This window comes from Acidovorax delafieldii 2AN (assembly GCF_000175235.1).
In the GTDB taxonomy this organism is placed as follows: Bacteria; Pseudomonadota; Gammaproteobacteria; order Burkholderiales; family Burkholderiaceae_C; genus Acidovorax; species Acidovorax delafieldii_B.
Genome location: NZ_ACQT01000014.1, coordinates 17,640 through 41,010, shown reverse-complemented (window position 1 = coordinate 41,010; position 23,371 = coordinate 17,640). Strand labels below are relative to the sequence as shown.

General features: G+C 62.1%; 26 protein-coding genes. 2 read left to right on the top strand and 24 right to left on the bottom strand.

Translation table 11 applies throughout. The features are described from left to right. Positions 1-29 precede the first annotated feature (29 nt). The 5 genes from ACDELDRAFT_RS23575 to ACDELDRAFT_RS04325 are packed head-to-tail and all read right to left on the bottom strand — an operon-like array spanning position 30 to position 2,541. Positions 30-527, bottom strand: a complete 498-nt coding sequence (locus tag ACDELDRAFT_RS23575) for a hypothetical protein (protein ID WP_005793824.1) — start codon at positions 525-527, stop codon at positions 30-32. Continuing rightward, entirely contained in the window at positions 524-1,396 is an 873-nt protein-coding gene (locus ACDELDRAFT_RS04340; RefSeq protein WP_005793823.1) for a hypothetical protein, read from the bottom strand. Before ACDELDRAFT_RS04340 ends, ACDELDRAFT_RS23575 begins: the two co-directional genes overlap by 4 nt. A gap of 9 nt (positions 1,397-1,405) precedes the next feature. Then, on the bottom strand, positions 1,406-1,861 hold the full coding sequence (locus ACDELDRAFT_RS04335) for a hypothetical protein (RefSeq protein WP_005793822.1): 456 nt from the start codon (positions 1,859-1,861) through the stop codon (positions 1,406-1,408). 12 nt (positions 1,862-1,873) lie between these two features. Further along, complete coding sequence (locus ACDELDRAFT_RS04330) at positions 1,874-2,122, bottom strand: hypothetical protein (RefSeq protein WP_005793821.1); 249 nt, start codon at positions 2,120-2,122, stop codon at positions 1,874-1,876. Then, positions 2,119-2,541: a hypothetical protein gene (locus ACDELDRAFT_RS04325; RefSeq protein WP_005793820.1), complete on the bottom strand. Its 423-nt coding sequence runs from the start codon at positions 2,539-2,541 to the stop codon at positions 2,119-2,121. The genes ACDELDRAFT_RS04330 and ACDELDRAFT_RS04325 overlap by 4 nt, the downstream gene beginning before the upstream one ends. Positions 2,542-2,710: 169 nt before the next feature. On the opposite strand from ACDELDRAFT_RS04325, the gene ACDELDRAFT_RS24945 reads away from it, so the two are divergent. After that, positions 2,711-2,980, top strand: coding sequence for a hypothetical protein (locus ACDELDRAFT_RS24945; protein ID WP_157764899.1), 270 nt, complete (start codon positions 2,711-2,713; stop codon positions 2,978-2,980). 206 nt (positions 2,981-3,186) lie between these two features. Here the strand turns inward: ACDELDRAFT_RS24945 and ACDELDRAFT_RS23570 are convergent, their stop codons facing one another. Beyond that, positions 3,187-4,332: a phage antirepressor N-terminal domain-containing protein gene (locus ACDELDRAFT_RS23570; RefSeq protein ID WP_081470082.1), complete on the bottom strand. Its 1,146-nt coding sequence runs from the start codon at positions 4,330-4,332 to the stop codon at positions 3,187-3,189. A gap of 73 nt (positions 4,333-4,405) precedes the next feature. Next, positions 4,406-4,579: a hypothetical protein gene (locus ACDELDRAFT_RS24940; protein WP_005793816.1), complete on the bottom strand. Its 174-nt coding sequence runs from the start codon at positions 4,577-4,579 to the stop codon at positions 4,406-4,408. Positions 4,580-4,680: 101 nt separating this feature from the next. Between ACDELDRAFT_RS24940 and ACDELDRAFT_RS04315 the strand changes: the two genes are divergently transcribed. Next, a complete protein-coding gene (locus tag ACDELDRAFT_RS04315) occupies positions 4,681-5,163 on the top strand; it encodes an Arc family DNA-binding protein (RefSeq protein WP_005793814.1) in 483 nt (160 codons plus the stop codon). 579 nt (positions 5,164-5,742) lie between these two features. Here ACDELDRAFT_RS04315 and ACDELDRAFT_RS04310 read toward each other — a convergent pair. From ACDELDRAFT_RS04310 to ACDELDRAFT_RS04225, 17 genes are all read right to left on the bottom strand, one after another. Then, positions 5,743-5,970 carry a hypothetical protein gene (locus tag ACDELDRAFT_RS04310; RefSeq protein WP_157764897.1) on the bottom strand — a complete coding sequence of 76 codons (228 nt, stop codon included), beginning with the start codon at positions 5,968-5,970 and terminating at the stop codon, positions 5,743-5,745. A gap of 31 nt (positions 5,971-6,001) precedes the next feature. Continuing rightward, positions 6,002-8,035 (bottom strand): hypothetical protein, encoded by a 2,034-nt coding sequence (locus ACDELDRAFT_RS04305; protein ID WP_005793806.1) that lies wholly within the window; start codon positions 8,033-8,035, stop codon positions 6,002-6,004. Then, the gene (locus ACDELDRAFT_RS25330) at positions 8,035-10,506 is read right to left on the bottom strand and encodes a hypothetical protein (protein WP_005793804.1); all 2,472 of its coding nucleotides are present in this window, start codon (positions 10,504-10,506) and stop codon (positions 8,035-8,037) included. Before ACDELDRAFT_RS25330 ends, ACDELDRAFT_RS04305 begins: the two co-directional genes overlap by 1 nt. 72 nt (positions 10,507-10,578) lie before the next feature. Continuing rightward, a complete protein-coding gene (locus ACDELDRAFT_RS04295) occupies positions 10,579-11,631 on the bottom strand; it encodes a hypothetical protein (protein ID WP_005793802.1) in 1,053 nt (350 codons plus the stop codon). A gap of 2 nt (positions 11,632-11,633) precedes the next feature. Further along, positions 11,634-12,632: a hypothetical protein gene (locus tag ACDELDRAFT_RS04290; protein ID WP_005793800.1), complete on the bottom strand. Its 999-nt coding sequence runs from the start codon at positions 12,630-12,632 to the stop codon at positions 11,634-11,636. A gap of 1 nt (position 12,633) precedes the next feature. Continuing rightward, complete coding sequence (locus ACDELDRAFT_RS04285) at positions 12,634-14,574, bottom strand: hypothetical protein (protein WP_005793799.1); 1,941 nt, start codon at positions 14,572-14,574, stop codon at positions 12,634-12,636. Positions 14,575-14,584: 10 nt separating this feature from the next. Next, positions 14,585-14,932, bottom strand: coding sequence for a hypothetical protein (locus ACDELDRAFT_RS04275; protein ID WP_005793796.1), 348 nt, complete (start codon positions 14,930-14,932; stop codon positions 14,585-14,587). Further along, the gene (locus ACDELDRAFT_RS04270) at positions 14,925-16,955 is read right to left on the bottom strand and encodes a sialidase family protein (RefSeq protein ID WP_005793794.1); all 2,031 of its coding nucleotides are present in this window, start codon (positions 16,953-16,955) and stop codon (positions 14,925-14,927) included. The genes ACDELDRAFT_RS04275 and ACDELDRAFT_RS04270 overlap by 8 nt, the downstream gene beginning before the upstream one ends. Then, positions 16,955-17,494 carry a hypothetical protein gene (locus ACDELDRAFT_RS04265; RefSeq protein WP_005793792.1) on the bottom strand — a complete coding sequence of 180 codons (540 nt, stop codon included), beginning with the start codon at positions 17,492-17,494 and terminating at the stop codon, positions 16,955-16,957. The genes ACDELDRAFT_RS04270 and ACDELDRAFT_RS04265 overlap by 1 nt, the downstream gene beginning before the upstream one ends. Positions 17,495-17,498: 4 nt before the next feature. Further along, positions 17,499-17,951 (bottom strand): hypothetical protein, encoded by a 453-nt coding sequence (locus tag ACDELDRAFT_RS04260; protein ID WP_005793790.1) that lies wholly within the window; start codon positions 17,949-17,951, stop codon positions 17,499-17,501. 12 nt (positions 17,952-17,963) lie between these two features. Next, positions 17,964-18,470 carry a hypothetical protein gene (locus ACDELDRAFT_RS04255; protein ID WP_005793788.1) on the bottom strand — a complete coding sequence of 169 codons (507 nt, stop codon included), beginning with the start codon at positions 18,468-18,470 and terminating at the stop codon, positions 17,964-17,966. Between the two features lie 2 nt (positions 18,471-18,472). Then, a complete protein-coding gene (locus ACDELDRAFT_RS04250; RefSeq protein WP_040328056.1) occupies positions 18,473-19,444 on the bottom strand; it encodes a hypothetical protein in 972 nt (323 codons plus the stop codon). 53 nt (positions 19,445-19,497) lie between these two features. Further along, positions 19,498-20,157, bottom strand: coding sequence for a phage adaptor protein (locus ACDELDRAFT_RS04245; protein WP_005793785.1), 660 nt, complete (start codon positions 20,155-20,157; stop codon positions 19,498-19,500). Further along, a complete protein-coding gene (locus ACDELDRAFT_RS04240) occupies positions 20,157-20,507 on the bottom strand; it encodes a hypothetical protein (protein WP_005793783.1) in 351 nt (116 codons plus the stop codon). The genes ACDELDRAFT_RS04245 and ACDELDRAFT_RS04240 overlap by 1 nt, the downstream gene beginning before the upstream one ends. Positions 20,508-20,598: 91 nt before the next feature. Next, a complete protein-coding gene (locus tag ACDELDRAFT_RS04235; RefSeq protein WP_005793781.1) occupies positions 20,599-21,006 on the bottom strand; it encodes a hypothetical protein in 408 nt (135 codons plus the stop codon). A gap of 69 nt (positions 21,007-21,075) precedes the next feature. Further along, complete coding sequence (locus ACDELDRAFT_RS04230) at positions 21,076-22,179, bottom strand: N4-gp56 family major capsid protein (protein WP_005793780.1); 1,104 nt, start codon at positions 22,177-22,179, stop codon at positions 21,076-21,078. Positions 22,180-22,350: 171 nt separating this feature from the next. Further along, positions 22,351-23,361, bottom strand: a complete 1,011-nt coding sequence (locus tag ACDELDRAFT_RS04225; RefSeq protein WP_005793778.1) for a hypothetical protein — start codon at positions 23,359-23,361, stop codon at positions 22,351-22,353. Between the last annotated feature and the right edge of the window lie 10 nt (positions 23,362-23,371).

The following is a 23,371-nucleotide window of genomic DNA, read 5'->3' as shown; positions in this document are numbered from 1 at the left end:
CGAAAGGATCTAACCGGTCCATGGTTCGTTCACAGTCCTGCCTCTGCTTGCAGTTCAGGCACAGAATATGGAATTGGACCGAAGCTGGAAAAATCGTGGTTGTCTGCACTGTTCGAAGTCACCAGTGCTTTGCGTACGTAGTATTCAGTCCATACCGAGGATGACCATGCGCTGACAGCCAGCGCTTTAGGCTTTTTCTGCATGACGCCAATGGTCAAAATTCCAATGGCCACGCCGCTGATGTAGCTGGACGTGTATTTGTCTGCGGCTTGCCAGAGGGCTTCGATCTTAGCGGAGACAATTGCATCAAGTTCAGCTTGTGATGGTGCTGCAGTGGGCACATACGTCGCCTCAATCTCAGCAATCAGCGCTTCATGCTCTACAGCATCTGCCCCGAGGTCTGCGCGCAGCATGTCCATCTGCCCGTTGCTGTAAGCGTGGCACTTGATGACCACATCGTTTTCATCAACCCAGGTTGCCTCCAGAGCTGGTGCGTTGGTGTATTTGATTAGTTGTTTGAGGATCATGTCACACTCCCAGCAAGCACGGCGAAATTGATTACGGCGGGCGCAGTCGTTGCAGCGCCCAGGACGTTGCGGACGTAGAGGCGGAAATAGCCGGTGTTCATGTCAGCTTCCACCGAATAAGCGGCAACCAGCCCCGGACCAAGCGTTAGCGCGATCACGGATTGCTGTGTGACGTACGAGTTGTTGACAGCGAAAACAGCAGTCGCGCCAGCCGCCATAGGCGCCGACATGGTGATTTGCCCACTGGGCTTATTGAGCGCCACCCCCGTGGTATTGCTCGTCGGCTGCGTCGCCGTACCGCCTGCGCCGGGGCCGTAGCCAAGCGCGCCGCCCGACATAGTGAGATTGCCGGATGTTGGATCGACCACTGCACGTATGAGGCCGCCTGCATAAATATGTACCGGAGTTGAACTCGTGGACCCGACCTCATAGGCGTTTACCCCACCCATGCCGGACACTCCCGACCCAAACGTGTTTTGTGTTTGTACTCGTGCTGCGGTTGTATCGGGCTTTGTGATGCTCAGGTTACCCGCCATGGTCTGAGCACCAGTCTTGCCGACGAACAATCCACTCAGCCACGTTTTCAAATTCCCCCAAGTCATCCTGACAAGTCCAAAGCCGCTTGCGCTGTCCAGGTAGCCCAGCTCATCAGCATCGACTGGCGTGGCTTTGCTGGTGGCGGCGTGAATCTGCGAGGCAACGACTGGATCATCCTCGCGCATCATGGCCTTGTAGGCATTTGCTGCGGTTCCCACCGCAATCCGTGACTCATCGGTGACGTGGTACAGCTCGCCCTGATTCAGCCCGCTGGCCGCAGCAGCGGAATCGAGCTGTGCCCGTGTGCCGCGCTTGATCTTGAGGGACGGCATCGCTGCGCCCTAGAACGTGCCGCAGTCGATGTCGCCCACGGCCAGGGTGACGAAGGCATTGCCTGCATCCTTCGTCCAGGACAGGCTGGAGTTCATGCGGATGACGCCGTCGGTACCGTCCGTACCCCACACGAAGCCGCTCGTTCCCCCGGACACCACAGCAACTTTCTCATCTGCAGTGCCCTCAGGGATGTTCAGCGCCGCCTTGAAGGCATTGAAGGTAATCTTCTTTTCCTTCTGGCCTGCGGCCTCGCTGGCATCGTGCACTATCAGCAGGTCATCGGTGCCGGAAATAGCCGCCAGCGTGGCCAGATCGTCGATTGCAGGCACCACCGGAATCTTTGTCGATGCATCCGTTGCAACGTGCAGCGTGCCCCGGTCGGTCGTGACCATTGGCTCACCGGCCAGCATGCCGGTAGATGGGAGATTGGCCTTGAGGCCGCGTTTGAGTTGAATGCGTGCCATGGTGGCCACTCCTTAGAAAAATGTTCCGCCGTCGATAACGGCCAGACCGATGTTTGCCCTGGCGTCTGCCTTCTTCTGTTCTGTGTCGAACTCGCTCAGCCGGTTAACCGCCAACAGGGCACCGCTCGCGCCGCCGGTTCCGGGCACACCGCGCATAACCACAGTCGAGAACGGGTCCGGCCGCGACACCACCACCGCACGCTCATTCACTACGGTCACCGCAGTGGTGTTCGGCGTCCGGACCAACACGCTCTGGCTCACAGGGTGCTCTCCCGGTCCAGAACGAATGTCAGCGCGTAGTGGCGCTCCACGTCACCGTTGGGGCGGGTCACTTCGACCTGGCCCATGGCGCCGCTTTCGTGAAATGTGAAAGCCGAGGAATCCACCGCGTCGAATACCAGGGTCAGCGTCTTGCCGCTCAGCTCGATGCGGCCGTTGGTTGTGGACATGTCCCACAGCACCGGTCCGTCGATCTCCGCGCGCATCTGCATGCGGGCTTCACAGCCCGTGTAGTCCTCGTCGTGGAAATCGGTGGGCGGGACTGGCGCCCCGGTGCAGGCGTTTTTGTAGCCCGCGCACTCATTGCCAGTGATGGCATAGGGCACGTACTGACGCGACAGCGGAATCCGCTGGGTCGTACCCTGCAAAATAGTGATCTTGTGCTTGACGGGGGTAGTCATGCCCTGCAGTGTTCTGACTGCAGGGTGTGGTGTCGAACCCTACTGGGGGGTCGTTGCTGCGCCAAACGGGAAAAGAGCAGTCTAAATCCCAGCGCCACATCCAGAACATCACGGGGGACCCCCTCGGGTAGGATGAAAGTTCCCCAACTTTCTCCCGAGAGGGCTCCCCATGAAAACACCTGAGCAGAAGGCGGCACTTGAAGCGGTAGCTCGCCTGAGCCAAGTCGAAGTCTTGGACTTGCAGGTTTCCGTTGCTCACCTTGCCATCAAAGCACTGATCTATGCGCACCCAGAACCTGAAAAGGTGCGGACTTACTATGACCAACTGCTAGGCCAGATTATGGCTGGGCCAGGGGTTTTGGGCCATCCTGACAAGGCTCTAGTTTTGCGGGATTTGACGGCAACTTTATTTGCGCCTCCTGCATTGCTTGATACATGAGGACGTAGGCTGGGACTTCACGGTCGGCCCCTTGGATGGTTTGCTGTTGGTTGTCCATTTTTGGCTTTCTCTATGGTTGGCGTAATTTCAGTTGCAGAAAGCGAAGAGCTTCTGCGTGGATAGTGCACTGACCAGCAATCTCGACCAAACCCCACGGGGGTTAAACAGGGCCCTCGTTTGAGGGCCTGCCTTTTGGACAGCCTTGCCTACGCAGCCAGGCGGGTCGTTGCGCCGCGTTGGGCCAGGCGCTGCATGCAGGCGTAGGCCATGTCCAGCAGTTCGGCGGTAGTGCTCATGCACTCACCAGTTCCCACATCTCGCACCAAGCGGGGCCAGGTGGTGGTGAATGAGCCATGCTCCAGTTGGCGCACGTAGGCCGGAGAACCCTTGGCGCTGTCGTCAATGAAGGCCAGCACCCAGCGGCTGTATTTCCATTCATCGTTGCCCGACAGAACGGCGTTGAACACCGCGCTTTGAACTGATGCGGCGGCTTGTGACGCCGCATCGAATGCGGCCTTGGTGCGCGCTGCGTCGGACTGGGCAGGCTGGCTATGGCCGATCTTGCGCTGCACTGCCTCGACGATCGGCTCAAACAACACGGCTGGGTAGCCGTTGGGTGATTCGATCTTCTTCACCCAGTCGGCAACGATTTCTTGCACGGTGCCAGCCTTTGGCGCTTCGTCTACCAGCTCCCATTCAACCGTGTGGCGGTTGACGATGGAAATGGCCTCGGTCAGCTCATGGCGAGGGATCTCACGGTAGCTCACATGGAAGTGGCTCTTGAGCTTCGACCACGCCTGCATGATGAACTTGCCCTGCACATTGGTGTCGGCAGACAGTTTCTTTGCCATGCCCTCAATCGTCTGGCGCAGGGTGTCGGCCTCGGCCTTGGTCAGCACATCGCCTGGGTTCACCGAGTACAGCGCACGCGGGTTGATTGCGATGCCATCATTCCAGTATCGCCAGAGAACATCGTCGCACTCGTTTTGGTACTGGATGACGCGGGCGCGCACGTCTGGGTTCTTGACTTTGCCAGGTTCTACCGTGGCAAGCCATGCGGCCACCTTGCGCACGGGGATACACGTCAGTTCCCGGCTCTTGCCATCGGCAGACCCAACTATTGTCGAATCAACAACAGTTGCCGTCGAAGGTATTCTCAATTCGAGAACACCCCACCGCGCCTCGTTGGCTGCAACCTTGCGGAATTGGCTACCCCAGTCCAGCCCCATTGCCGTGACGATGGGCTTCATTGGGGTGTATGGCTGGCCGTTGTGCTCAACCACATACAGGTCCGCGCCGTGAAACGGCACGGTGATTGCGCGGGTTGCATTGTGTTGCGTAGAATCTGCCATGTTGCTTTCCTTTTGTAGAGGGTTTGCTTCACCTGAAGCCTCGGTGGGTCCAATCACCGGGGCTTCGCCTTTTTCAGTGCGCTGCGTCGTCATGCTGTGCCTCGCGCTTCTCGTCCAGCAGTCGTAGGAGCCAGGAATTCAGGCTCATGCGCTCCTTCTTGGCCTGCCCAATGGCCCAGGCCTTCATCTCATCCGGTATCCGCAGGCCAAAGGGCTTGAGGCTTCCCATCTGCGTTTGTGTTTGCATCTTCGATCCTTTCTGGCTTCACTTTGAAGCTGTCCAAAATTATGCCAGGCTTCAAAGTGATGTCAACTTTATTTTGAAGCCATGACCTAAACTCGTAGCCAATGGCTACTCAAGACGACTACATCCGCACGGCGCTGCGTGTGCCGCCGGAACTTCATGCGCGCATACACCAGGCCGCTAAAGCCAACACCAGAACGTTCAACGCTGAAATCGTCGCCCGCCTTGAGGCGAGCTTTGCGGCTTCGGTGTTCCCAGCGAGAGACCATGAGGATCTGAATTCCATGCTTGATATATCCATCGCGCAGATGGACTTCCACATGGCCCAGAACCACGTAGCTCAAGCGCGGGACGAGTTCTCCAGGGCCCGCATGCGATATGACGCACTGGTGATTCAAGAGCACGGGTATTCGCAGATAGATCCGCGCTCTGAAGCCGCTCGTGAAATGAAAGAGCGGCGTTTGGCGGCGCTTGACGAAGCAGAGCGAGCCCAGATAAAGCTGAAAGAGGCCGAGATTGCGCTCCAGATTGCTCAGCGGAAGTTGTCTGAGTCGCACGTAGCAAGAATGCGCCCCGCCGCCAGCTAAGTCACCCCTGACTTAGTGAGGCGCCCTGCTCCTTCCTGCCCTGCTAGAGTTGGGGCAGGAGGGAAACTATGCGCTTCGCCATGAAGATCATTTGCACAGCGGCGATTGCTGCATGCTCAGTCGCACATTCCGCTGACAGTGCGGGAAAGTATTATCACGGGGGTGGCGTTGGGTCCGTCGAATGCCCAGAGTTCGTAAATTCCATATCCCAAGCGAAGACTTACGGATTTGGCACTCCCGGATATGTCAACGCCATGCACGGGTACACCATGTTCGTATCAGGGTTCCAGTCGGCGTACAACATGCTGACACCAAATACCTGCGAGATTTTCCCTGCTGTAAGCTCGAATCAGGCGCTATCTTGGGTTGAAAATTACTGCCGCAAGAATCCTCTCGCAAAGTTCGCCACGGGCGTAGCAGCGTTGGCAATGTCGCTGCACTCCCAGCGCCTACAGTCCTGCCCTAGGTAGCCGAACGAGTTTGCTCAACGCCCAGCGCGAATACCCTGCATCACGCCCTTGGCGAATTCCCAGAGCACAAGGGCCACAAAGCAGCCGACCTTGAACCATAGGAAGGCGGTCATTTCATCAGAAGGATGATGGCGATCACAACGAGAGCGACCAAGATCGCCTGCAAGGTGCCGCGAACCGACTTCACCTCGGAAGTTAAATCAGCGAACCCAATTTCTACTCTGTCTTTTATGACAGGGTATGCCTGCTCAAGAAGGTCAGACAACAAGCTTGTGTTGAGGGCGATATGCCCAAGCTCCTTCAGCTCTTTGCTTTGTGATTCGCGAAAATCGTCCACAGAATTCTCCAGTCTGTCTGTGTGCAATGTATCACCGCTGCCCATTTGAAAGAAGCACAGGCGCCGCCCGCGCCGCCAAACTAGCCCCCTGGGATTGCCCCAGCCGCTGAAGCAGATCCGGCCGCTTCGCCAATTCCATGAGCAGCGCAGCGGTGCCTGGGTCAAGCATCGCCTCTCCAAGCCGATCCTCGATGGCTGCGTTTGACCGCTTGGCAGCGAACCCGGCAACCCTCCCAAGGGTGTCCTGAGCCAGGCCACTCCCGGCCAGGCGCTTGCCTGCGACCTCAGAAAGAAACCGGTCGCTCCCCAGGTTTTGCACCGTGTTGCTGCCTACCGCCTTACCTGCGGTGCTGGCCAGGGTAGATGCATTCAAGTCAGCTTGCACGTTCCGGAGCGTCTGCAGTTGCTCCGGCGTCAGAGTGCGCGCCAAATCGTCCCCCTCATTCTTGAGGATGTTGTTCAGTTTCGCACTGCTCATCACCAAGTTGCCGCGTGTATCCATCGCTCCCGTCTGCACGCGCTTCATTACATCTTCGAGGGCTTTCATCTGGTCGATTGGAACGGACTGCTCAGAATACTGCCGAAGGTACTCCCGCCACGACGCCGCAGGCTGCGCGCCAGTCACGTTATCCGCAGAGGCCGTGCCTGCTTGGCGGGGCGCCATCCCGCGCTCGCCCGCACTGGCAATCCCACGCTCTGCCGATGGTGCAACGCGATTAGATGCTGCTTCAATGGATTCATCGATCATGTCCTTCAAACCGATCAGTTGCGATCTAGCGTTCTTCAGATTGCCTGATTCTCCCTGTAGCTTTCCTCCGAGAGCATCATTGATGTCCTTCCGGATTGCGTATAGTGCCCTCGCATTAATTGCGTCATTCTTCGATGCGCCAACAATCTGCCCTCGAAACTGACGCAGAGCACGCTGCGCCAAAAGCCCCGCATTATTTGGGTCCGCCAGCAGACTGTTGATTCCTCCGATCAATGTTTTGGCTGGCACATCCCCCGCCCTGTCAAGAGCCGCCTCTCTCATCGCGCCCGTCGCAAGGTTGCGCGCCTCCTCCGCAGCAGCGATTTTTCCGCGGTTACCAGCAATTGCCTCAATCGCTCGGGTTCTTGCTTCGTTCTGAGCTGTGGCGCGTTCCGCAAGCTCTGCGGCCAAGACCGGGTTCCTGTTGATGACAGTTCGCTGCAGCCCTGCCAATCCGACATCCCCGGCCGCTGCAGCGGTAGAGGGTGCAGATCCTGGGACGACCTCGGGCGCAGCGCGCAACGCGGTCTGCGCCGCGTCGGGGTCAGTTGCAAATTGGCGCAACACACTTCCGGCGATCTTGTCCTTGCCTCCCTGCGTGAATGGCGCGACTGCAGAGCCCACCACACGTCCTACCTTGCCAGCAGCGGCAAGGGAGGGCGGTAGTGCTGCGCCGATACCAGCACCAAGCGCCGCAGAGTCTGGGTCCACAAGAGCAGCGGATGCGCCGCCAGCAATAGCACCACCTGCCATCCTTACGCCCATGTCAGCTGCCCTTGCCACAAGTGATGCGTCTGCCGCAAGTGGCCCGCTACGCATTCCGCCTGTTGCGATAGCCTCGCCCAGCGGGATTGCTGCCTTGGGAAGAATACCCGCAACACCGGCAGCCTTCACCCCGGCGCCCAGCGCGCCACCCACCGGCAATGTGGCAACTATCTGGCCCCCTACCCTTCCCAGACTGGCCGCCGTGTTGTCCTTTCCGTACTGGGCGTCGAATTCCTTCTTTCCGGCAGCATTCATGTCTGCCACACGCTGGCCTTCGCTGGTGCCTGCGATCTTGTCGAAGCCTGTGGCCAAGAGCTGGGCGCCAGTGTCAATCACGTCCTTGGCGCCACGAAGCGCTCCCATGCCGAAACTCTCGGAAACGCCTGGCGCCGGTTTACGCGGCGTCCGCAGTTGCCCGGCAATGTCAGCATCGGAGTAGCCCGCCTTGCGCGCCCCAGCCACATCAAAACCCAAAGACTGTCCCATGTGATCGTTGATTTCTGCATCGGAATATCCAGCCTTGCGTGCAGCATCAGAATCGAATGTGGCCATTACTTGCTCCAGAAGGTATCCAAGGATGGACGATTAGCTGGCTGCTTTGCCCCGGCCGCCGCGGGCTTTCCTGGCTGCGGGTTGGCCACTGCTGGAGCCGCTGACGCGCCCGCCTCCCGGTTAGCAATCGCATTAATCCGCTCTTCGCTATGCCCTGCGTCGATTAGATCCTGCCGCGTGTTACCGAAAATCTTCGAAGACAGCGCGGCCCGGGTTGCGAGGTTCTTCTTGATTACATCGGGGTGCATGCCTGGGCCTATATCGGCGGACCTCCATGAATCCTGTTCGCCAGGGGTTAAGGATGCACCGAAAAGCGCGTGGCGCTCGGTCAGCTCCGCCTGCTTGCGATAGTTCTTCCACCAGTCCACGGCATCTTTGTCGATTCCTACAACCGATTTGCCCATCAACGAAAGATCGGCTCCGACACCCATAATCCCCTTATTGGCAAATTCCGGCTTGAACGTGTTGTTCAAGTTCCCAATGGTTACAGCGTTGTCGCGCGCTTCCGTAAGTTGTTTGAGCACTGGCCCGGCAAGTGGTTTCCCACCTGCAGATTCAGCCCTAGTGCGAGCCGCTTCAACTGCAGCGAGCGCCGAAATGCCAGCCCGCGTGTTGTTCCCGCGCTCGGTGATCAGCGTGCGGTCCATCGCTCCCATACGATCGGCGGCCCCGTTGGCTGCTGCGGCAGAGAGACTCAGGCCTGCACGCTGGGTATCTCCCTGCTCACGCATGGCGGACTCGGCCAGCCGCGGTGCCGCCATCTGCAGGGCCGCGTCGGTGGCCTGCGCCTGCTGGAGCGCGAGGCGATCTTGCGACTTCGCGCCCTCTCCGCCCCAGCGCCGGTCGTTCGTGATGCTGGATGCTGAAGTGGCAAGGTTCTCCAGAGCCTTGCGTGCCGCCCAGTCGTTCGTGCTGTTGCGGATCACCGGTGCCTGGACGGGTGGTGGCGCATTTGGCATGAGCGCCATGGCATCTGCGGCGCCACGGCGCGCCAGACCATCGGCAGCACCCGTGCTCTGGCCACTATGGGTGAACCCCTGGGTTGCCAGCGTGCTCAAAGCCTGCGTTGCTGTCTCTGGAGTTGGTGCTGGCGTTGCCAAGGAAGCGGCGCGGCTCAGGGCGCCGGATGGAGCTGGCGCAGGAGATGGTGCCGGAGCTGGTGCTTCCGCAGGCGCCGCTGCAGGAACGGCCGCAGCAGCCACCGGGGCCGATGCAGCCGAACGCCCGCCTCCCGTCCAACCGACAGGCCCACCGACGGGTGTCTGCTCGAGGCGCTTGGCCAAGTCATCCTGAACAACGCCACCGTCGGCGTAGCGCCGAGGCTGGTAGCCCGCAGGCGCAGCCAGCTTCGCGGCATTGTTTGCGGCATAGGGATTGGGGTCATACAGCGAGCTGCGCGGGTCAGAGTAGGAGCCCAGCCGCTGCTCAGCCGACTGAAATCCCACCGGTGCTGCCAATGCAGCTTGGGCTGCGCGCCGCTCCGGGCTGTCCAAGATGGAGCTGGCCGTCACCTGGGTATTGCGCTGGGCATTGCGTTCTGCCCAGCCCATGGGCGCCACTGGCGCTGGTGCTGGGGCAGGCGCTGGAGTCGTTGCAGACATTGCCGACATTGCCGCCGTCGGTGTAGCCGCTGGCGCTGACGTAGCCGAAGGGGCCGTTGCTGCAGGATTCGTCCAAGGAACAGAGCTGACTGTCCCTGCGCCAGCCTGCCCGTTGATCGTCACGTTGCCTCCGACATTGCCCCCGCTGTAGCTGTTGCCAATGCGGGTGATGTCGTTCTGCACCAGACCGCCATCGGCGAACGCCATGGGCATCTGGGCCATACGCTCACGGGCGCCAGGCCGGAAGCACAGGCCCTCTTCCTCCGTGTCGTCCTCCACGCCGCCCGCTGCGGCCTCTGCATTCTCATGGGCTGCGCCTTCCCCGATTTCCTCATCAGTCTGGCCGCCGTCCTCGCCGTGCACCGGCTCGTGGGTGGTGTCCTTGAGCAGCTTGAGCACGGCCATACCCAAGGCCATGACCTGTTCGGGCGGGAACTCGAATTCTCCGTTGCTCAACTTCACCGGAACCGTTCCCAGCTTCTCCAGCGCATCGGGACCGATGGTCTCGGTGCTGTCGGCCGGCATGATGAACGTGCCGGGCTCGGCCTCGGTCTCGATGGAATCGCTGGTCCCAGTGCCTGGGCCGCGCACCACACCGCCGCGCGCCAGGTACTGCGGCTGCTGCTTGTAGCCCATGGCTTCCACCTGGGGGATCATCGACCGCAGGCGTTCGGAAGCCGATGGTGCGGCAGGTGCCTGAGCTTGGGCGGCCTGTGGATAGCCCATGGCCTGCACCTTGGGGATAAGGTCGCGCAGTCCTGCCAGACCGCGTGCGCCGTATGGGACGGTGCCACCATCTGCATAGCGCTTCTGCTCAGGGGATGGCAATTGCGCCATTCGGCGCGCGGCATTGGGCTGGAAGCCGTGCATGGGTAGCCTTTCGAAATTCGATCTATGTCAGTCTCACCGTTCGCGCGCATTTGGTCTAACCCTACGGGGGGTCTATGCCATGATGGAGTCCCAATCCGTCCCATCCCGTTCTGTGCCGCTGTATCCAGCCTTTGCGCTGACCTGGTTCATGAGCGTGGTGACCATGTTCCCGAACAGGTCAACCACCTCGCTCGCATTGGCCAGCTTGAGCTTTCCTAGGACTTCCGCGCGGTCTTTTGACGCTCTCTCGTCAAAATCCAGCCCGAACCGGCGCGTGGCTGTGCGGCGCATCAGCTCGGCCGTCTGGGCATAGAACCGCTCGTTCATCCCCGTGATGTTGTTGGAGGCATCGACCACCTGGTTCTGGTCATTGATCCACATGCCGCGTGCGCGCAGCTTGAGCTTGAACGACTCTGCCACCTGCTCATGGATCTTTCGGACCCGGCGCATGCTGGCATCGAGCGATGCTGTTGCCATGCGCATTTTCTCCGCGCGCTCCTGCGCGAGCCTCTCGGCATGCGCCCGGGTGATGGCCTCAGTTGATGTGGCCACACTGCCACCGTGCATCCTGGCCAGGCCTTCCAGAGCTTGGCCATGGGCGAATCGGTGCCCAGCGGATGCCGCAGCGTCCAGTACCTGCCGCTCCTGGGCATAGGCCTGCCGGCGGGCCAGCAGAAACGCCGTGTTTGCCGGTGTGCTGTCCACCTGCTCGTTGTAGGAAACGCCCACGGCGGAAGCCAGCGCGGCGCGCACGAATGCATCGGCGTCCGCCCCGGCCGCGCCCAGGCCCGGGAAAAGCGCGTCCATCTTGGCGAGGTAGTCCTCAAAGAAGGAACCCACCGCGTTGTCGAGGAACAGGGGCATGCGGTCGATGTCGGGCGTTTTGCCAGCCAGGTCCGCCTTGGCCAGCGCGGACTTGGCTGCGTAGAACTCGCCGCCGTAGTTCGCGTCCATGGCATCCGGCCTGCCAGGGATTCCGCGCAATACGGCGTTGATCTCCTTGTCGATGTTGCCGCGCATCGCCTCGTCGGCCACACCGATCATCTCCGAGATGCGGTCGATGGCCGTATAGACGATAGCCGCAGAGATGCCCTGTGCTGCGATGCCAGTCGAAGGGATGTCCATGCTCATGCTCCCGCGTCGATAGTGTTGGATTCCTGCGCCGTGGAGTTCACGCTGACCCCTGCGCTGTTCAGTGCCGCGGCGGCGCGCGATGAGTAGCGCCGGAGCTGCTTGATGTGCGACTCGGCCGTCATCTCGTCAATTGTGTTGGAGCGAGCAGTCACCGACTTGATCTTCTGGATGGCGGCTGCGCGGGAGTCGTCTGTGGTCTGGATGCGCTCGCCCCATCCCGCCAGCTCTGCAGAGCGGATGTCCATGCGGGCCTTGATCGACTGTTCTTCGCGCTGCAGGCGGGTCAGGTAGTCGTTGTTCCGACCGAACACGTCGAACATGAGGTGCACCTGGGTGAACACGTAGTCCATGGTTGCGTCCAGCGCCTCATTGCGCGCCTTGATGAGCGCCTCAACGGCGTCTATGCGCAGCTTGTGCTGCTCGGCAACCCTGTCGGCCTGCATCTGGGCTTTGGCCCTGGCCACCAGCAATACGGCCTCGCGCGCCGCCACACCGCGCAATGCGGCAATGCCGCCTGGGGGCATGGGCAGGCCGCGCTGGTTCACGCCGGACTCGACCTGGGCGGCAAACGAGTCGGCCTGCGCCGCCCGGTGGTTGTACCCGAGATACCCGAGGCCATCCTGGCCGTTCGCTACCTTGTTCAGCCAGTCAACCGCCGCGGTGAACCCAGGCCCCACACCCGCCGTCAGCGTGATGATCTTCTGGAACTCGTCCGACCATTTGTCGGCCACCTCCTTCATCTGCCCTTCCAGCATGCGGTCGTGGGCTACTACCAAGGCGGCAGGCTCGTCGCCGGCGTACTTGGTCAGGAATGTCTCGATGGACGGCGCGCCGCCACCCATGCTTATGCCGGATTCCTGGGGTCCACTACCGCCAAGCCCATTGGAGCCAAGCCGCTCCGCGTTGGCGTAGCTCACGAGCGCCATGTTCCATGCCCGGCCCAGGAGCCAGTCGAACAACAATGCGGATGGGAGTGCGCGTCCGTTCGCCATGTCAGATCCTCCGCTGGCTGGCCAGCACTTCAAACCGCACGGAGTCAAGCTCGAAGGCGTCGCTCTCGTTGGTCAGCTCAAACGTGAAATAGTTGGTCCGCAGACCGCGTCCGATGTCAAAGCGCTGCACCTTCATGTGCGGGTCCACACGTCGGGCGCGGTAGGTGTAGCTGGAAGTCCCGTCACCCACCTTGAGGAACATGGACCCCTGGGACGAGACACCAACGTGCACCGCGCTGATGTGCTTGAGCGCCTGCGTGCCAAAGTCATGCTGGCCCAGCGAAACGCCCGAGGTGATGGCCTGTCCCGCATCCGTCGCGCCTTCAAGCAGGTACACACCGTCTGGCTTTGCGCCGAAATGCTTTCCACTAAAGGCTGCGAAGCTATTAAATCCATAGCTGCCGTATCGGGTCGTGGCGCTGGAGGCGGTGTTCACCACCCAGGCTTCCGAGTCGTCGATAGCCGGCCCTGGCGCACCGCCCGCATCGCGCAGGACCGCCACGCGCACGCGCTCCAGCACGCCGACTTGCTCCATGGTGCTGGCCAGATAGGTCTGCAGCGCGGAGATTTCGCTCTCGGCGCTGATCCGCTCCACGGCGTCCGCGGTCATGGTGAGCGACAGCACCGCCGTGGATGTCCCGTCGATGCGCTCGATGACAGCCAGCGTGACGTAGGTGGACTGCACCAGGTCGGCTCCGGCCCCCACGACTTCCATCACCTGCACCAGCGGCGTCATTTCTCCGCCGTAGGCCAGAAGCCGGAAACCTTGCATCGGCGCCAGCAGCTCGGAATACGATGACTCGGACGATGCGCGCATCTCGAACGGGCGCATCGAGGCCTCCAGGCTGGCCGTTGGCGCGAACGTCATCGACATCCCAAAGCGCTGCATTGATGCCGAAAGCACCGAGTAGCCCACGCCGCTGTCGGGCTCGCTCATGCCCGCCACCATGCCGAACGGCCCGAAGGAGCCCACCATGGTCGTGTAGGTCGCCGTGTCGGCCATGGCCATGGAGAAAGGCCCCATGGTGCCCGTGATGCCCTCCCCAACCCCTGAATCCATGCGGAACCCGCGCATTTCCCCGAACAGGTTGCAGGTCGCCAGTTCAGAGAACTGCGCGGCAAAGCCCTGCATGGGCAGGACCAGGCTGGAGTCGGTGTAGGCGTCCATCACCATGGAGAACCCCGACATCAGTCCACTCAAAACGCCGTCCTCTCCGAACGCTCCGGGGATGAACGCGGGGTTGTCCACCGCGTCGAACGCCGTGAAAAGCGTTGCGTCCAGGGCATACGACCCAGGCATGGAGAAAGCACCAGCGTGGAGGTACAGGCTGTTGACCTTGAGCGCGAAGCGGTATCCGTACATCAGAAATTCCACTTCGTCGGTGTAACCACCGATCCGGGCGCCCAAGATGTCCACGTAAGGGACCGTATCGACCTGGGCGCCGCCAGAGATCACCCGCACTTCGTCGGCAGTGAACACCAGCCCATACCGCAGGTGGGCGTATCCATTGCGGCCAGAGACCGGTAGCGCGGAGACTGGGGCGAGTCCGATTGCCACACCACCTGGGCGGGCGCCCTGCACGTCAGGGACATCAAAGACGATGCGCCCAACCCAGTCGCTCGGCAGTGTCTCTACGCTGTGCGCACCACTGTTCCATCCGAAGTTCATGCTGGCGTCGGTCGGCGCCGGCGCGGCTGGTGTGTCTGGTGGCGGCGGTGCGGCCACCACCACCGACCCCGTGGGATTCGTTGGGTCGTACTCGAACCCAGGCCCCGGGCCCGTGCTGATCCCTGAGCTGCCACCGCTGCTTGGGCTTCCGCCGCCCGTGGGTGGGCGGTATGTGTCGCTGCCACCGCCGGTGTCCAGCCAGCAGGTGGTGACCTGGCGGTATGAGGTCGGGGTCGTGGTGTAGTCGGTGACGGTCGATGTAACGCAGGGCACGGTGGCCTCCTTATCCAGCCGCTAGCCCGCCAGAGCGGACCTTCGTGTAGTCGAGGACGACATACCCGTTCACACAGGCCGCCCCATTGATCTGCCACACGTCTCCAGAGGGACCGATCGCCAGGATGACGCGCTTGCCGTCCTGGGTCAGGACCGCAGAGGTCTGGTAGCCCTTGAAAAGATCGCTGATGGCCAGCTGCATCGAGCCGTGGCACACGGAGCCTTCCGGCGGGAACGCGCCGCCGGCTTCTGCGCCGGGGATGCCGGTCGATCCTCCACCGCTCCCGCCGCCAGAGCCGCCGCCTGACGCGCCAGCGGGAGCCGCCGTGAAAATATCCTTGATGAGCGTGTTAGCCATAGGTCGGCTCCTTCACGGTGGTGTCCACCATCCACGGGCGGGCGGGGTTGGAGCGCGCGAAATTTCCCTTGGAGTCGCGCAGAACCTGCATGGGGTGCAGCTCTCCGCGGTTGTATTCAAGCCAGCAGTTGGCCACGTCCTGGCTCTTGCGCTGCGTCGATGGCGTCGATCCGATGATGTCCTCGCCGATCAGGATGTCGCCGTCAGCGTAGGTTTCCATCGGCATCGAGCCGGACGCCCTGGTCGGCTTCCACGTCTCCCCGCCGTCGCGGCTCAGGTACACCGTCACCCGCACAGGCTTCCCATGCTCCTTGCGGGCCGCATAGATGGGGACCGCCAGCGTGGAGCTGTCCACGCTCACCACGAATCCGGCCAAAAATGCCCATTTCGTGGGAAGCAGGCGCCGCGCCCAGGTAGCACCGTTGTCGTCCGACACCAGAATGATCGGGCGCGATCCGGGGTAGTCCAGCACGTAGCTCAGGCCGTCCTTGTAGATCCACTGCGGGTCGAACTGCATCCACAGCCGCTTTTTGGTTCCTTCCGGCGTTTTGCGGTACACCGCACCGCCGAAGCCGAACGCCAGATACGGCACGCGAACACCCGACACTGGGTCCATCAGGCCGTCCGCGAAAGTGGCGTATGGGATGGTGGTGACCGCGCTGAACCCTGCCGGCGTGATCTGCCACACCGGCACCGTGGCTGGGTAGGAGCTGGGCGAACCCAGCACCAGCACCGAGGTGGCGTCGCGCACGAGCAGCGCGCCGTAGGTGTGCACCGGGAACCCGGCTACCACGGGCTGGTAGGTCCATGTGGCGCCGTTGTCCTGCGTCCAAAAGAAAAGCACGTCGCCGGCCAGTGACGACAGGCTTCCTGGCACGCCGGACTGCATCACATGCACGATCACGCGCAGCAACGCATTCGTCGGGCTGGTGCGCAGCAGCGTGATACCGCGCGCAGCCAGGTAGTGGTTGGGGTACGCCGCGAGGGGCTGGAAAGTGATCTTGCTGGTTACCGTATCGCCTGCGGGCGTCGTGCGCTTGCACGTCAGGCGGTAGGGCCCAGAACTCTGCGGGTCATGCACGTCATCGTCGCCCGCATACACCGCGATCATGGACACGTAGGTTCCTGCGCCCGCCCCGGGCTTTGGAGCCACCGCGGGCTCGCAGAAGGCGAACGTGTCGCCCGCGTCGCCACCCAGCGGGGTCGCGTTCGATTCGGTGAGGCTCAGCGCGTCGCCCCACAGGGCGCCAGCCGCAGCCCCGTACACATAGAGGTCGTCCGCCACGGGCAGGCTCGCATCAGAGGCGAAAGGACCGGCCTGCAGCGTCTTGCCCGTCGCGTCCACGCCGAGGCCGCTATGCACCGGGAAGGAAAACACGGGCACTTTGCCCAGCTTTCCGCGCTCGTCCAGCTCGATGACCTCGATGCGCGAGACGCGGGGCGCTCGCACTCGGTTAGCCGAAGCCTTGCCCTGGCCGTAGTAGTAGCGCCCTCCCCGCTCCACCACGTCACGCACCACCAGCGTTTTGCCGTCTGGCTGCGGGAACAGGCGCCGCTTCCCGGCGATGGCCGTGTAGTTGGAGTCGTGCACCCCGTACAGCCGGCGCGCGAACGGAGGCGTGTGGAACTGCGTGTAGCGCGGCATGCGTACCAAGTCCAGCGCGCTGCGCAGGGGCCTGAACTCGGTGTCGGCGCCGGTGTCCTGGTCCGCATTGGAAAGCATGAGCCGCGTGCGCTGGCGAAGTTTAGCGGTCGCTGGCAGGCCGTAGAACTCGCCGTCGTCCAGGATCGTCATCGTGTCGCCGTCCACCCGGTACACGTCCGATGTCTCGTGCAGCAGCAGGAAGCGCGGCTTGGTTTCCGCAGCGCTGTCCATGGTGATGCGCACGAACTCGCCCGAGCGCTGGATCGTGCTCGTCTCGTCCGAGTAAGTCATGAACTCGTTGCCAACGGCCAGCATGGCGTCGAGCTGGTCGCGCTCCTTCGCTCCCGACTGGCCCTGGGTGTCATCGTTGATGAGCATCAGACGGCCTCGTGGGAACCGATGAAGCTGGTCCAGAATGGGGCTGGTGGCGTTCCTGGCACCAGGGTTGCGCGCCAGATTTTGATTCGCTCAAGGCCCGTCAAGAGGCCAGCCACCGAAGATCTGAGGGTGATGCTCTGCCCTCCGTCCGCACTGACATAGTGATGGACAGAAAAAGGCAGCGCTGGAGATCCAGTCGGGAGCACCACAAAGTCTGGTGCCGCTGCACCTTGAAGCTCCACGATGAATTCGCTGGCCAGCCACGGAGGCGTCCCATCGCCCCAGATGCCGTTGTCATAGGTCATCCCAACGGTGATGCTGGATGCGCCACCGCTGAAACTGTCATTCTTCGGATGCCCAGGAAGGAGCGCCGGTGTGCCTATGCCTGCGGGGACGGCGAGGTCCGCGACATCCCTTGAGCCAACCGCCGCCACGGAGGCGACAGCATCGCTGTGGGAGATCGACTGCCCACGGGCATTGTCTCCAGCCGTGGAATGCAGCCAGAAGTAGGCACCGCCGGGCGCAACCACGATGGACATTGGATTACCCCGGCAGGCTGATGGAAGCGAAGTTCACAGCCTGGGTGTTGCCAGCGGTCAGGGCCAACGAACTTAGGTTCAGCTCCGCACCAGACGTACCGCAGCGGCCCTGGTAGCGCGCCTCCGTGGTCGAGAGCGCACCGGTGTCGCCCGCGGCCACGTAGCGGAAGAACACGGCGTTGCCGGTGGCCAGCACAGGACCGGACCAGGTTTCGCCGGCTGCCTTTCCGATGGCGCGGCCCGAGGCCGTGCCGAGGTTCAGGCCCGCCGAGAAGCCGTCGCCGTACACTGTGAGCAGCTTGGTGTGCTTTGCCGGGTCGATGGCCGCGTCTGCCGTGGCGGGAATGTCGGCGACTGTGGACGAATAGACGTGGATGAACCCGCCGGCAAGAATGCTCTTGACCGATGCTGTGTCCAGAACCTTATTGCGCAGTCCAGTGGATGCAAGTAGTGCCATGGTGAATGCTCCTTAGAGAGAGACGAACTGAAAACCTGTGAGAATTTCGAGGTACACCGTGTCGTCCACGGTGCGTGGATTTGCGAAGCGCACGACAGAGGCCAACTTGCCCGTGTCTGCGCCCTTGGCTTGCACGGTGCTGAGGAATGCGCCATTGATCGTTGCCGTGCCCTGCATGTCGAAGCGCGCCAGAGAAGCGGCGTTGGAGACAGCGCCGTTGGCCACGGTGCCGAGCACCAGAGGAAGGCGCCCTGTCTGCAGGTAGGCGGTTGCTTCGGACACCATGGAGGCCAGGTTTGCCGCCGTCTCGTCGCCGTTGGGGATGTGCGATCCCGTCCACAGGCCAATGTAGAAAGCTGCCGGCGCGGCGCTGCCCTTGAGGTAGCAGTTCGCCATGTCGTTGAGCCCCTCGACCGGGACGCGGTTGGGCGTGCCACGCTCGATGTGCAGGATGCGGCCGTCGGCCTTGGAGCGGATGGCCAGGTCATAGATGAATCCGGGCCGGATGGTGGAGGACATACTCAGGTTCCTTTTTTGACGATGCGCGCCTGGGCGTAAGAGCCAACGCCCGCGCTTGTGCTGCTGGGATCGGAGAGGGCCGCGACGATGGTTTCCATGCCGCCCGCACGTCGGTACAAGGTGGAAGCGGCACCAGAGGCGTCGAGCGCCACCCGCTTTTCTTGGAGGTTGGCGATCTCGCCGTCTTTGGAGACAGAGACAATCCCACGCTCGCTCATCCAGTGCGCCCCGCCGTCCGGGCGGTTGCCTGCCTGCTGGTCGGGAGCGCCGTAATCGAGGACCGCGCGCACTGTCTGGGCTGGAAACCCGCCCGCGATGAAAAAGGTATTTCCGGCCACCACAAAAACGCCGGCCTCCACCGCGACGAGGCAGGTGATCGCTTCCGGGAAAAGCTCAAAGCCCTTGGCTTCGTCGCGCAGGTGGGGCGTGAAAGGCTCGCTGTAAATCAGCGCAGAGCCGACAGCTACAAGCAGGCGGCCGAAGTGGTAAGCGATGTGCTGGCCAGCCGGCATGGGAGAAAGCTGCTGGTCGCCAACCGTCGTCAGCATGGCCGCTGCCCAGATGGGTGTCGGTCCGATGGATGGGTGGTAGGAGCCGACGCGCAGGCCGTCAGTGAAATAGACAGCCTCGTTCACCTGGGCGTAGCGCACCGGTGTCGCGCTTCCGTAGCCGGGCTCGATGGTCGTCCGCGTCACGGCACCATCACCGGATACATCCAGCCGGCAGATCACGCCGTCGTCGCAGTACAGCGCATAGGCCCCACCAACGGGGGCCCACATGGAGTGGCAATCTGTCCCAGTTTGCGCAAGCGTGTAGCCAGGCCGCGTCTTGATCGTCCCCTGCTCGGTCACGTCCACATTCAGCGCGTCGCGCAGCAGGTGACCAGCACCTTGCCCAAGTGTCAGGCTGAAATCTGGGACTCGGGTGTCCATCCCCAATGGGAATGGGCCGATTGCTTGGGGTTTGGTGGCCATGCCGCCGATGATTCAGCGGGCAGGCTGATGGCTCAACCCAGACCGGGGGGGTTCTACCAATTGCTGCGCACCACTGGCAGCGCACGGTCTCGGCGCTTGCGGGCCATGTTGGCGTCAAGGCGGGTTCCGAATGCGCGCTCGAACTGCGCCTCAAACTCCTCCGACTTGCTTTTGTCGAATGTGTCTGCGTCCTGCTTGAGATAGGCGCAGCGGTAAATCCATGCTTTCAGGCGCGGGTGAAAGACTGCCGGGATCTCTGGGATGGCCGTATCGATGTCTGCCGTCAGCGTTTTCAGTGGCTGCCGATATACCGTCAGCTGCACAGTCAATGGCTGCGTTGGGATGGGAACCAAGCGCAATGTCCCCATGCCGTTGTAGATATAGCGCAGCGGCTCGGCTCCGGTGCGGTTCTCCCAGGTCATTTCGTTCTGATCCTCGGCCTCGACGCTGGAGAGTGTTAGTGCCTTGCCTTTGTAGGTCACGCGCTTGAGGTCGATGACGGATGGATGCAGGGTGTAGCTGTACTGCCCCGCCAGCACAGCCAAGGTTGTCACGGCCGGCGTGGTGCTGTCCTCGATCAGGCGAGCACGCTCGCATGCTTCCTTCACCGCCTCGTCCAGATACGCGGCAATGTCCTCGTCGCTCCACATGTAGGGCGTTGATGCATCCGCCATTTCTCGGCGGAACGTGGCGATGAAGTCAGCGACGTTCATTATTTTGCTGCCGTCAATTCAGACCATACCGCGTCGGCTTCTTCGCGGGCGATCTGGAAACCCAGGCGGCCATTGAGCTTGCGCAGGTCGGGCTTGCCATGGTTGGTGAAGTCGTTTTCATCGCCGCCATCCAGCATCTGGTTGAGCGCATCGACAATGGCCTGGTGCCGGTTGAACACGGGCTCGGAGCTGGGTTCCTCGACGGCAATGCCGCCTGGCAATGCGCCGCGGGCGATGGCTTCGCGGTGGAAGATGGCCGGCACATCGTTGCCTGCGGGGGTGATGACACAGGTGTGGCCACTGGTCAGTGCGATGTTCAGGTCTTCGGCATTCGGGGAGCGGAAAATCATGGTGCTGCCTTTTTTTCTGGTTCAAAAAACCCGGAGGCGGTGAAACCTCCGGGATAAAAGGGCCACGAAGGGCCCACCACTGAGAAAGCGGTTAGCGGCCCGTGCCCCACGCCATGAGGGCGCGGCCTGCTACCACGTAGTCCACGCGAATACGCACAGAGCCAGCGGTAGGGGCAGCGCCGGTATAGGCCAGATTGGCCTGGATGAAGCGCTCGGTGGTGGTGGTCAGAAAGCCGGTGAGGGTCAGTGCCGTGCGGGCGGCGGTCTTGAGGTCCACCGCATTGGCATAGCGGGCTGCCGTGGTGACATCGCCCAGCGTCAGGGTGTTGGTCGTGCTGTTGAAAGCCGTGTCCACGACGATTTCGCCGCCGACGACTTCGGCGCCGGGCGGCAGTTCAATGGCGTTCTCGGCAGTGCCGTACAGGGCTGGGTCGCCAAAGGCGATGGTGAGAAGGGCCGACTCGACGTGCTGGCGAGCGGATTGTTTGACGATGGCCATGATGGAGGCTCCTTGAAGAATGAGGTGGATCAAGGAGACGGGGCGGCGAGCCCCGCCTCACGGGGCTGCTTATTGCAGGAAGTGGTCGATGGTCAGCACGCCGAAGTCTTCGACCGACTTGTCGTAGATCGAATAGAACTTTGGCTTGACCAGGCCCAGCATCTTGTCCACGTTGATGCCCTGCTGGCTGCCGTACTGGAACAGCTTCTCGTTCCATTCGGGGACGCCGATGTCAGCCATGCCCAGCGCCTGTGCGCCGCACAGCAGGGAGCGCGAGCCATTGACAGCGCCGGCGGCACCCCACTTGGAGCCAGAAGCCAGGCCGTTGGTGCTGTACACCAGGCGGTGCTCATGGATCACCACGCCGTCAATGGTCACAGTGCCACCGGTGAAGAACGGGCTGTCCTCACCCGACTTGAGGGCCAGGTTGGTCACGGCTCGCTGGTAGTCGGCGTCCTTCTTCAGTGCGGCCAGTGTGCCCGGCTGCACGAACATGACGTAGTACTCCTTGCCCCCGGCCATCAGCGGCTTGACGTAGTGGGTCTTGGCGTAGGCCACCGCATCCACGATCATTTTGTAGCTTGGGATGAAGGCGGTGGTGATGTTGCCCGTCACCGAAGGCACCAGATTTGTGCCGTTCCACATCATTGCACGCTTGGAGCTGGGCGCCGTAACGTCCGCTGCAAAGGCAAGGTTGGGGAATGGGCTGGCCGCACGCGCAGAGCCATCGTTGTTGAAGCTGAAGCTGATGCCCGAGAGGGTCAACAGGGCCAGCTGGTCCACGCGGTTGGCGAGCCAGTAAGCCAGGCGGTCGCGGCCCATTTCGCGGAAGTTGATGACCGTTTTCTGGTCGGCCAACTTGCCCTTGTTGCGCACCGAGTGGGTCAGCAGGTCAATGTTGATGATCTGGCTGTAGGACTGCAGCGCTTCCTCATTGCCTTCGCGCTCGTTGTCACCGATCACGCCGTCGCCGGTCAGATCGGCCACCAGTTGCATCAGCACCTGCTCGCCGCGCTCTGTTTTGGTCAACTCGGTGATGCGCTGGATGACAGCGTTCTCACCAGAGCCGATGAATTTCTTGATGAACATCTGGTCGCGCGCAGCGGCCCAGACATCACGGGACCAGACGATCTTTTGCTGCGGCGTGAGGGCCGCGAAATTGGTAAAGGCCATTGCCATTCTCCTGAATTGGGTTACGAAACTCAGGCGTTACGCAGCCAATAGCGGAGACATGACTTGAGGCAGCCAAGGCGCCGATCCTTTACCGTCTGATCTGGACGAATGCACCCGGATTAACCGGGGACTGGCGGGAGGGTGAGTCCCCGCCGTCCCCTGTGGCGATCTTCAGTCGCCGCGCAAACGCTTCTTTTCTTCCTGGGACAGGTTGTCGAACTGCTCATCATTGAGCGTCTCGACATTGACCCGTCCGGCCGTGGCCCGACTGCCGATACCGGCCTGGACTGCGGGCGGCTGCAGGTTGGAATCCGCAGCGCCACGCGCCATTGCGTTGCTGGTACGAGCATCGGTTTTTGGTGTTTCGTGAGCAATACCCGAGGGGGGGGCAAAGCGCGGAGCAATGGCTGCTACAGCTTGGCGCAGAGCCGTTGCAGGGTGAACACCCTTAGCAATACGCGCATCACGGCTGGCCAGGATCAACTCCAGCGCCTCGGCGCCTTCTTCGGTGCCAAGGTATGGATAGGCTTCCACGGAGGCCACAGATTCGGCCTGCAAGGCGCTTTCCTGCTGTCGCTGCGACATGTTGCGCTCTATGCTTTCCCGTGCCTCCTTCACAGCCTGCTGGCGCAGCTGGGCATTGATCTCGCGCCGGATGGCGGTGGCCTTGGCGGTGTCGCCTTCCATCAGCGCCTCGGTGTATTCGACCTCCTTGGCGTCGGCATCGAAGCCTGCTACAGCCGGAACTGTGGCTGCTGCAGTCGCTGGCTGGCGCAGGGCCTGCAGCTCGCGCGCCAGATCGGCGGCATGCTGGCGGGCCTCCTCGGCTTCGCGCAGTGCCGTCTTGCGCTGGTCGTTCACTTCATCGAAGCGGGCCTTTGGGATGCGTGCGGATGGCTTCGTGGCGTCGGGCTTGGCATCAGCGCCATCCGCATCGCCCGCGCCGCTTGAAGTTCCAGCTCCAGCTCCGGCAGCGTCTGTCCCACCACCAGCATCGGCGCCGTCCGCATCGGCCGCCGGGGTGAAGGTGTCACCACGGTCTTCCTGGTCATCGCCTGGGTCGGCGTCTCCGGTATTGGTCACCTGAATGACCTCGCCGCCCAGGTCGGAGCCGTCGTCCTCGGCTGACTTCATGAAACCGCTGTAAGGCTGCAGGCGGCGCTTGAGTTCTCGGATGTTCATGGTGTTGCTC

Excerpts from the sequence above, each read along its gene's own strand:
- ACDELDRAFT_RS04295 (WP_005793802.1), bottom strand. The coding sequence starts at position 11,631 with ATGGACATCCCTTCGACTGGCATCGCAGCACAGGGCATCTCTGCGGCT.
- ACDELDRAFT_RS04250 (WP_040328056.1), bottom strand. The coding sequence starts at position 19,444 with ATGGCCACCAAACCCCAAGCAATCGGCCCATTCCCATTGGGGATGGAC.
- ACDELDRAFT_RS04315 (WP_005793814.1), top strand. The coding sequence starts at position 4,681 with ATGGCTACTCAAGACGACTACATCCGCACGGCGCTGCGTGTGCCGCCG.
- ACDELDRAFT_RS04270 (WP_005793794.1), bottom strand. The coding sequence starts at position 16,955 with ATGCTCATCAACGATGACACCCAGGGCCAGTCGGGAGCGAAGGAGCGC.
- ACDELDRAFT_RS04245 (WP_005793785.1), bottom strand. The coding sequence starts at position 20,157 with ATGAACGTCGCTGACTTCATCGCCACGTTCCGCCGAGAAATGGCGGAT.
- ACDELDRAFT_RS04335 (WP_005793822.1), bottom strand. The coding sequence starts at position 1,861 with ATGGCACGCATTCAACTCAAACGCGGCCTCAAGGCCAATCTCCCATCT.
- ACDELDRAFT_RS04305 (WP_005793806.1), bottom strand. The coding sequence starts at position 8,035 with ATGGCCACATTCGATTCTGATGCTGCACGCAAGGCTGGATATTCCGAT.
- ACDELDRAFT_RS04340 (WP_005793823.1), bottom strand. The coding sequence starts at position 1,396 with ATGCCGTCCCTCAAGATCAAGCGCGGCACACGGGCACAGCTCGATTCC.
- ACDELDRAFT_RS04275 (WP_005793796.1), bottom strand. The coding sequence starts at position 14,932 with ATGGCTAACACGCTCATCAAGGATATTTTCACGGCGGCTCCCGCTGGC.
- ACDELDRAFT_RS23575 (WP_005793824.1), bottom strand. The coding sequence starts at position 527 with ATGATCCTCAAACAACTAATCAAATACACCAACGCACCAGCTCTGGAG.
- ACDELDRAFT_RS04235 (WP_005793781.1), bottom strand. The coding sequence starts at position 21,006 with ATGGCCATCGTCAAACAATCCGCTCGCCAGCACGTCGAGTCGGCCCTT.
- ACDELDRAFT_RS04240 (WP_005793783.1), bottom strand. The coding sequence starts at position 20,507 with ATGATTTTCCGCTCCCCGAATGCCGAAGACCTGAACATCGCACTGACC.
- ACDELDRAFT_RS04290 (WP_005793800.1), bottom strand. The coding sequence starts at position 12,632 with ATGGCGAACGGACGCGCACTCCCATCCGCATTGTTGTTCGACTGGCTC.
- ACDELDRAFT_RS04325 (WP_005793820.1), bottom strand. The coding sequence starts at position 2,541 with ATGACTACCCCCGTCAAGCACAAGATCACTATTTTGCAGGGTACGACC.
- ACDELDRAFT_RS04265 (WP_005793792.1), bottom strand. The coding sequence starts at position 17,494 with ATGTCCATCGTGGTTGCGCCCGGCGGTGCCTACTTCTGGCTGCATTCC.
- ACDELDRAFT_RS04255 (WP_005793788.1), bottom strand. The coding sequence starts at position 18,470 with ATGTCCTCCACCATCCGGCCCGGATTCATCTATGACCTGGCCATCCGC.
- ACDELDRAFT_RS04260 (WP_005793790.1), bottom strand. The coding sequence starts at position 17,951 with ATGGCACTACTTGCATCCACTGGACTGCGCAATAAGGTTCTGGACACA.
- ACDELDRAFT_RS25330 (WP_005793804.1), bottom strand. The coding sequence starts at position 10,506 with ATGCACGGCTTCCAGCCCAATGCCGCGCGCCGAATGGCGCAATTGCCA.
- ACDELDRAFT_RS04225 (WP_005793778.1), bottom strand. The coding sequence starts at position 23,361 with ATGAACATCCGAGAACTCAAGCGCCGCCTGCAGCCTTACAGCGGTTTC.
- ACDELDRAFT_RS24945 (WP_157764899.1), top strand. The coding sequence starts at position 2,711 with ATGAAAACACCTGAGCAGAAGGCGGCACTTGAAGCGGTAGCTCGCCTG.
- ACDELDRAFT_RS24940 (WP_005793816.1), bottom strand. The coding sequence starts at position 4,579 with ATGCAAACACAAACGCAGATGGGAAGCCTCAAGCCCTTTGGCCTGCGG.
- ACDELDRAFT_RS04230 (WP_005793780.1), bottom strand. The coding sequence starts at position 22,179 with ATGGCCTTTACCAATTTCGCGGCCCTCACGCCGCAGCAAAAGATCGTC.
- ACDELDRAFT_RS23570 (WP_081470082.1), bottom strand. The coding sequence starts at position 4,332 with ATGGCAGATTCTACGCAACACAATGCAACCCGCGCAATCACCGTGCCG.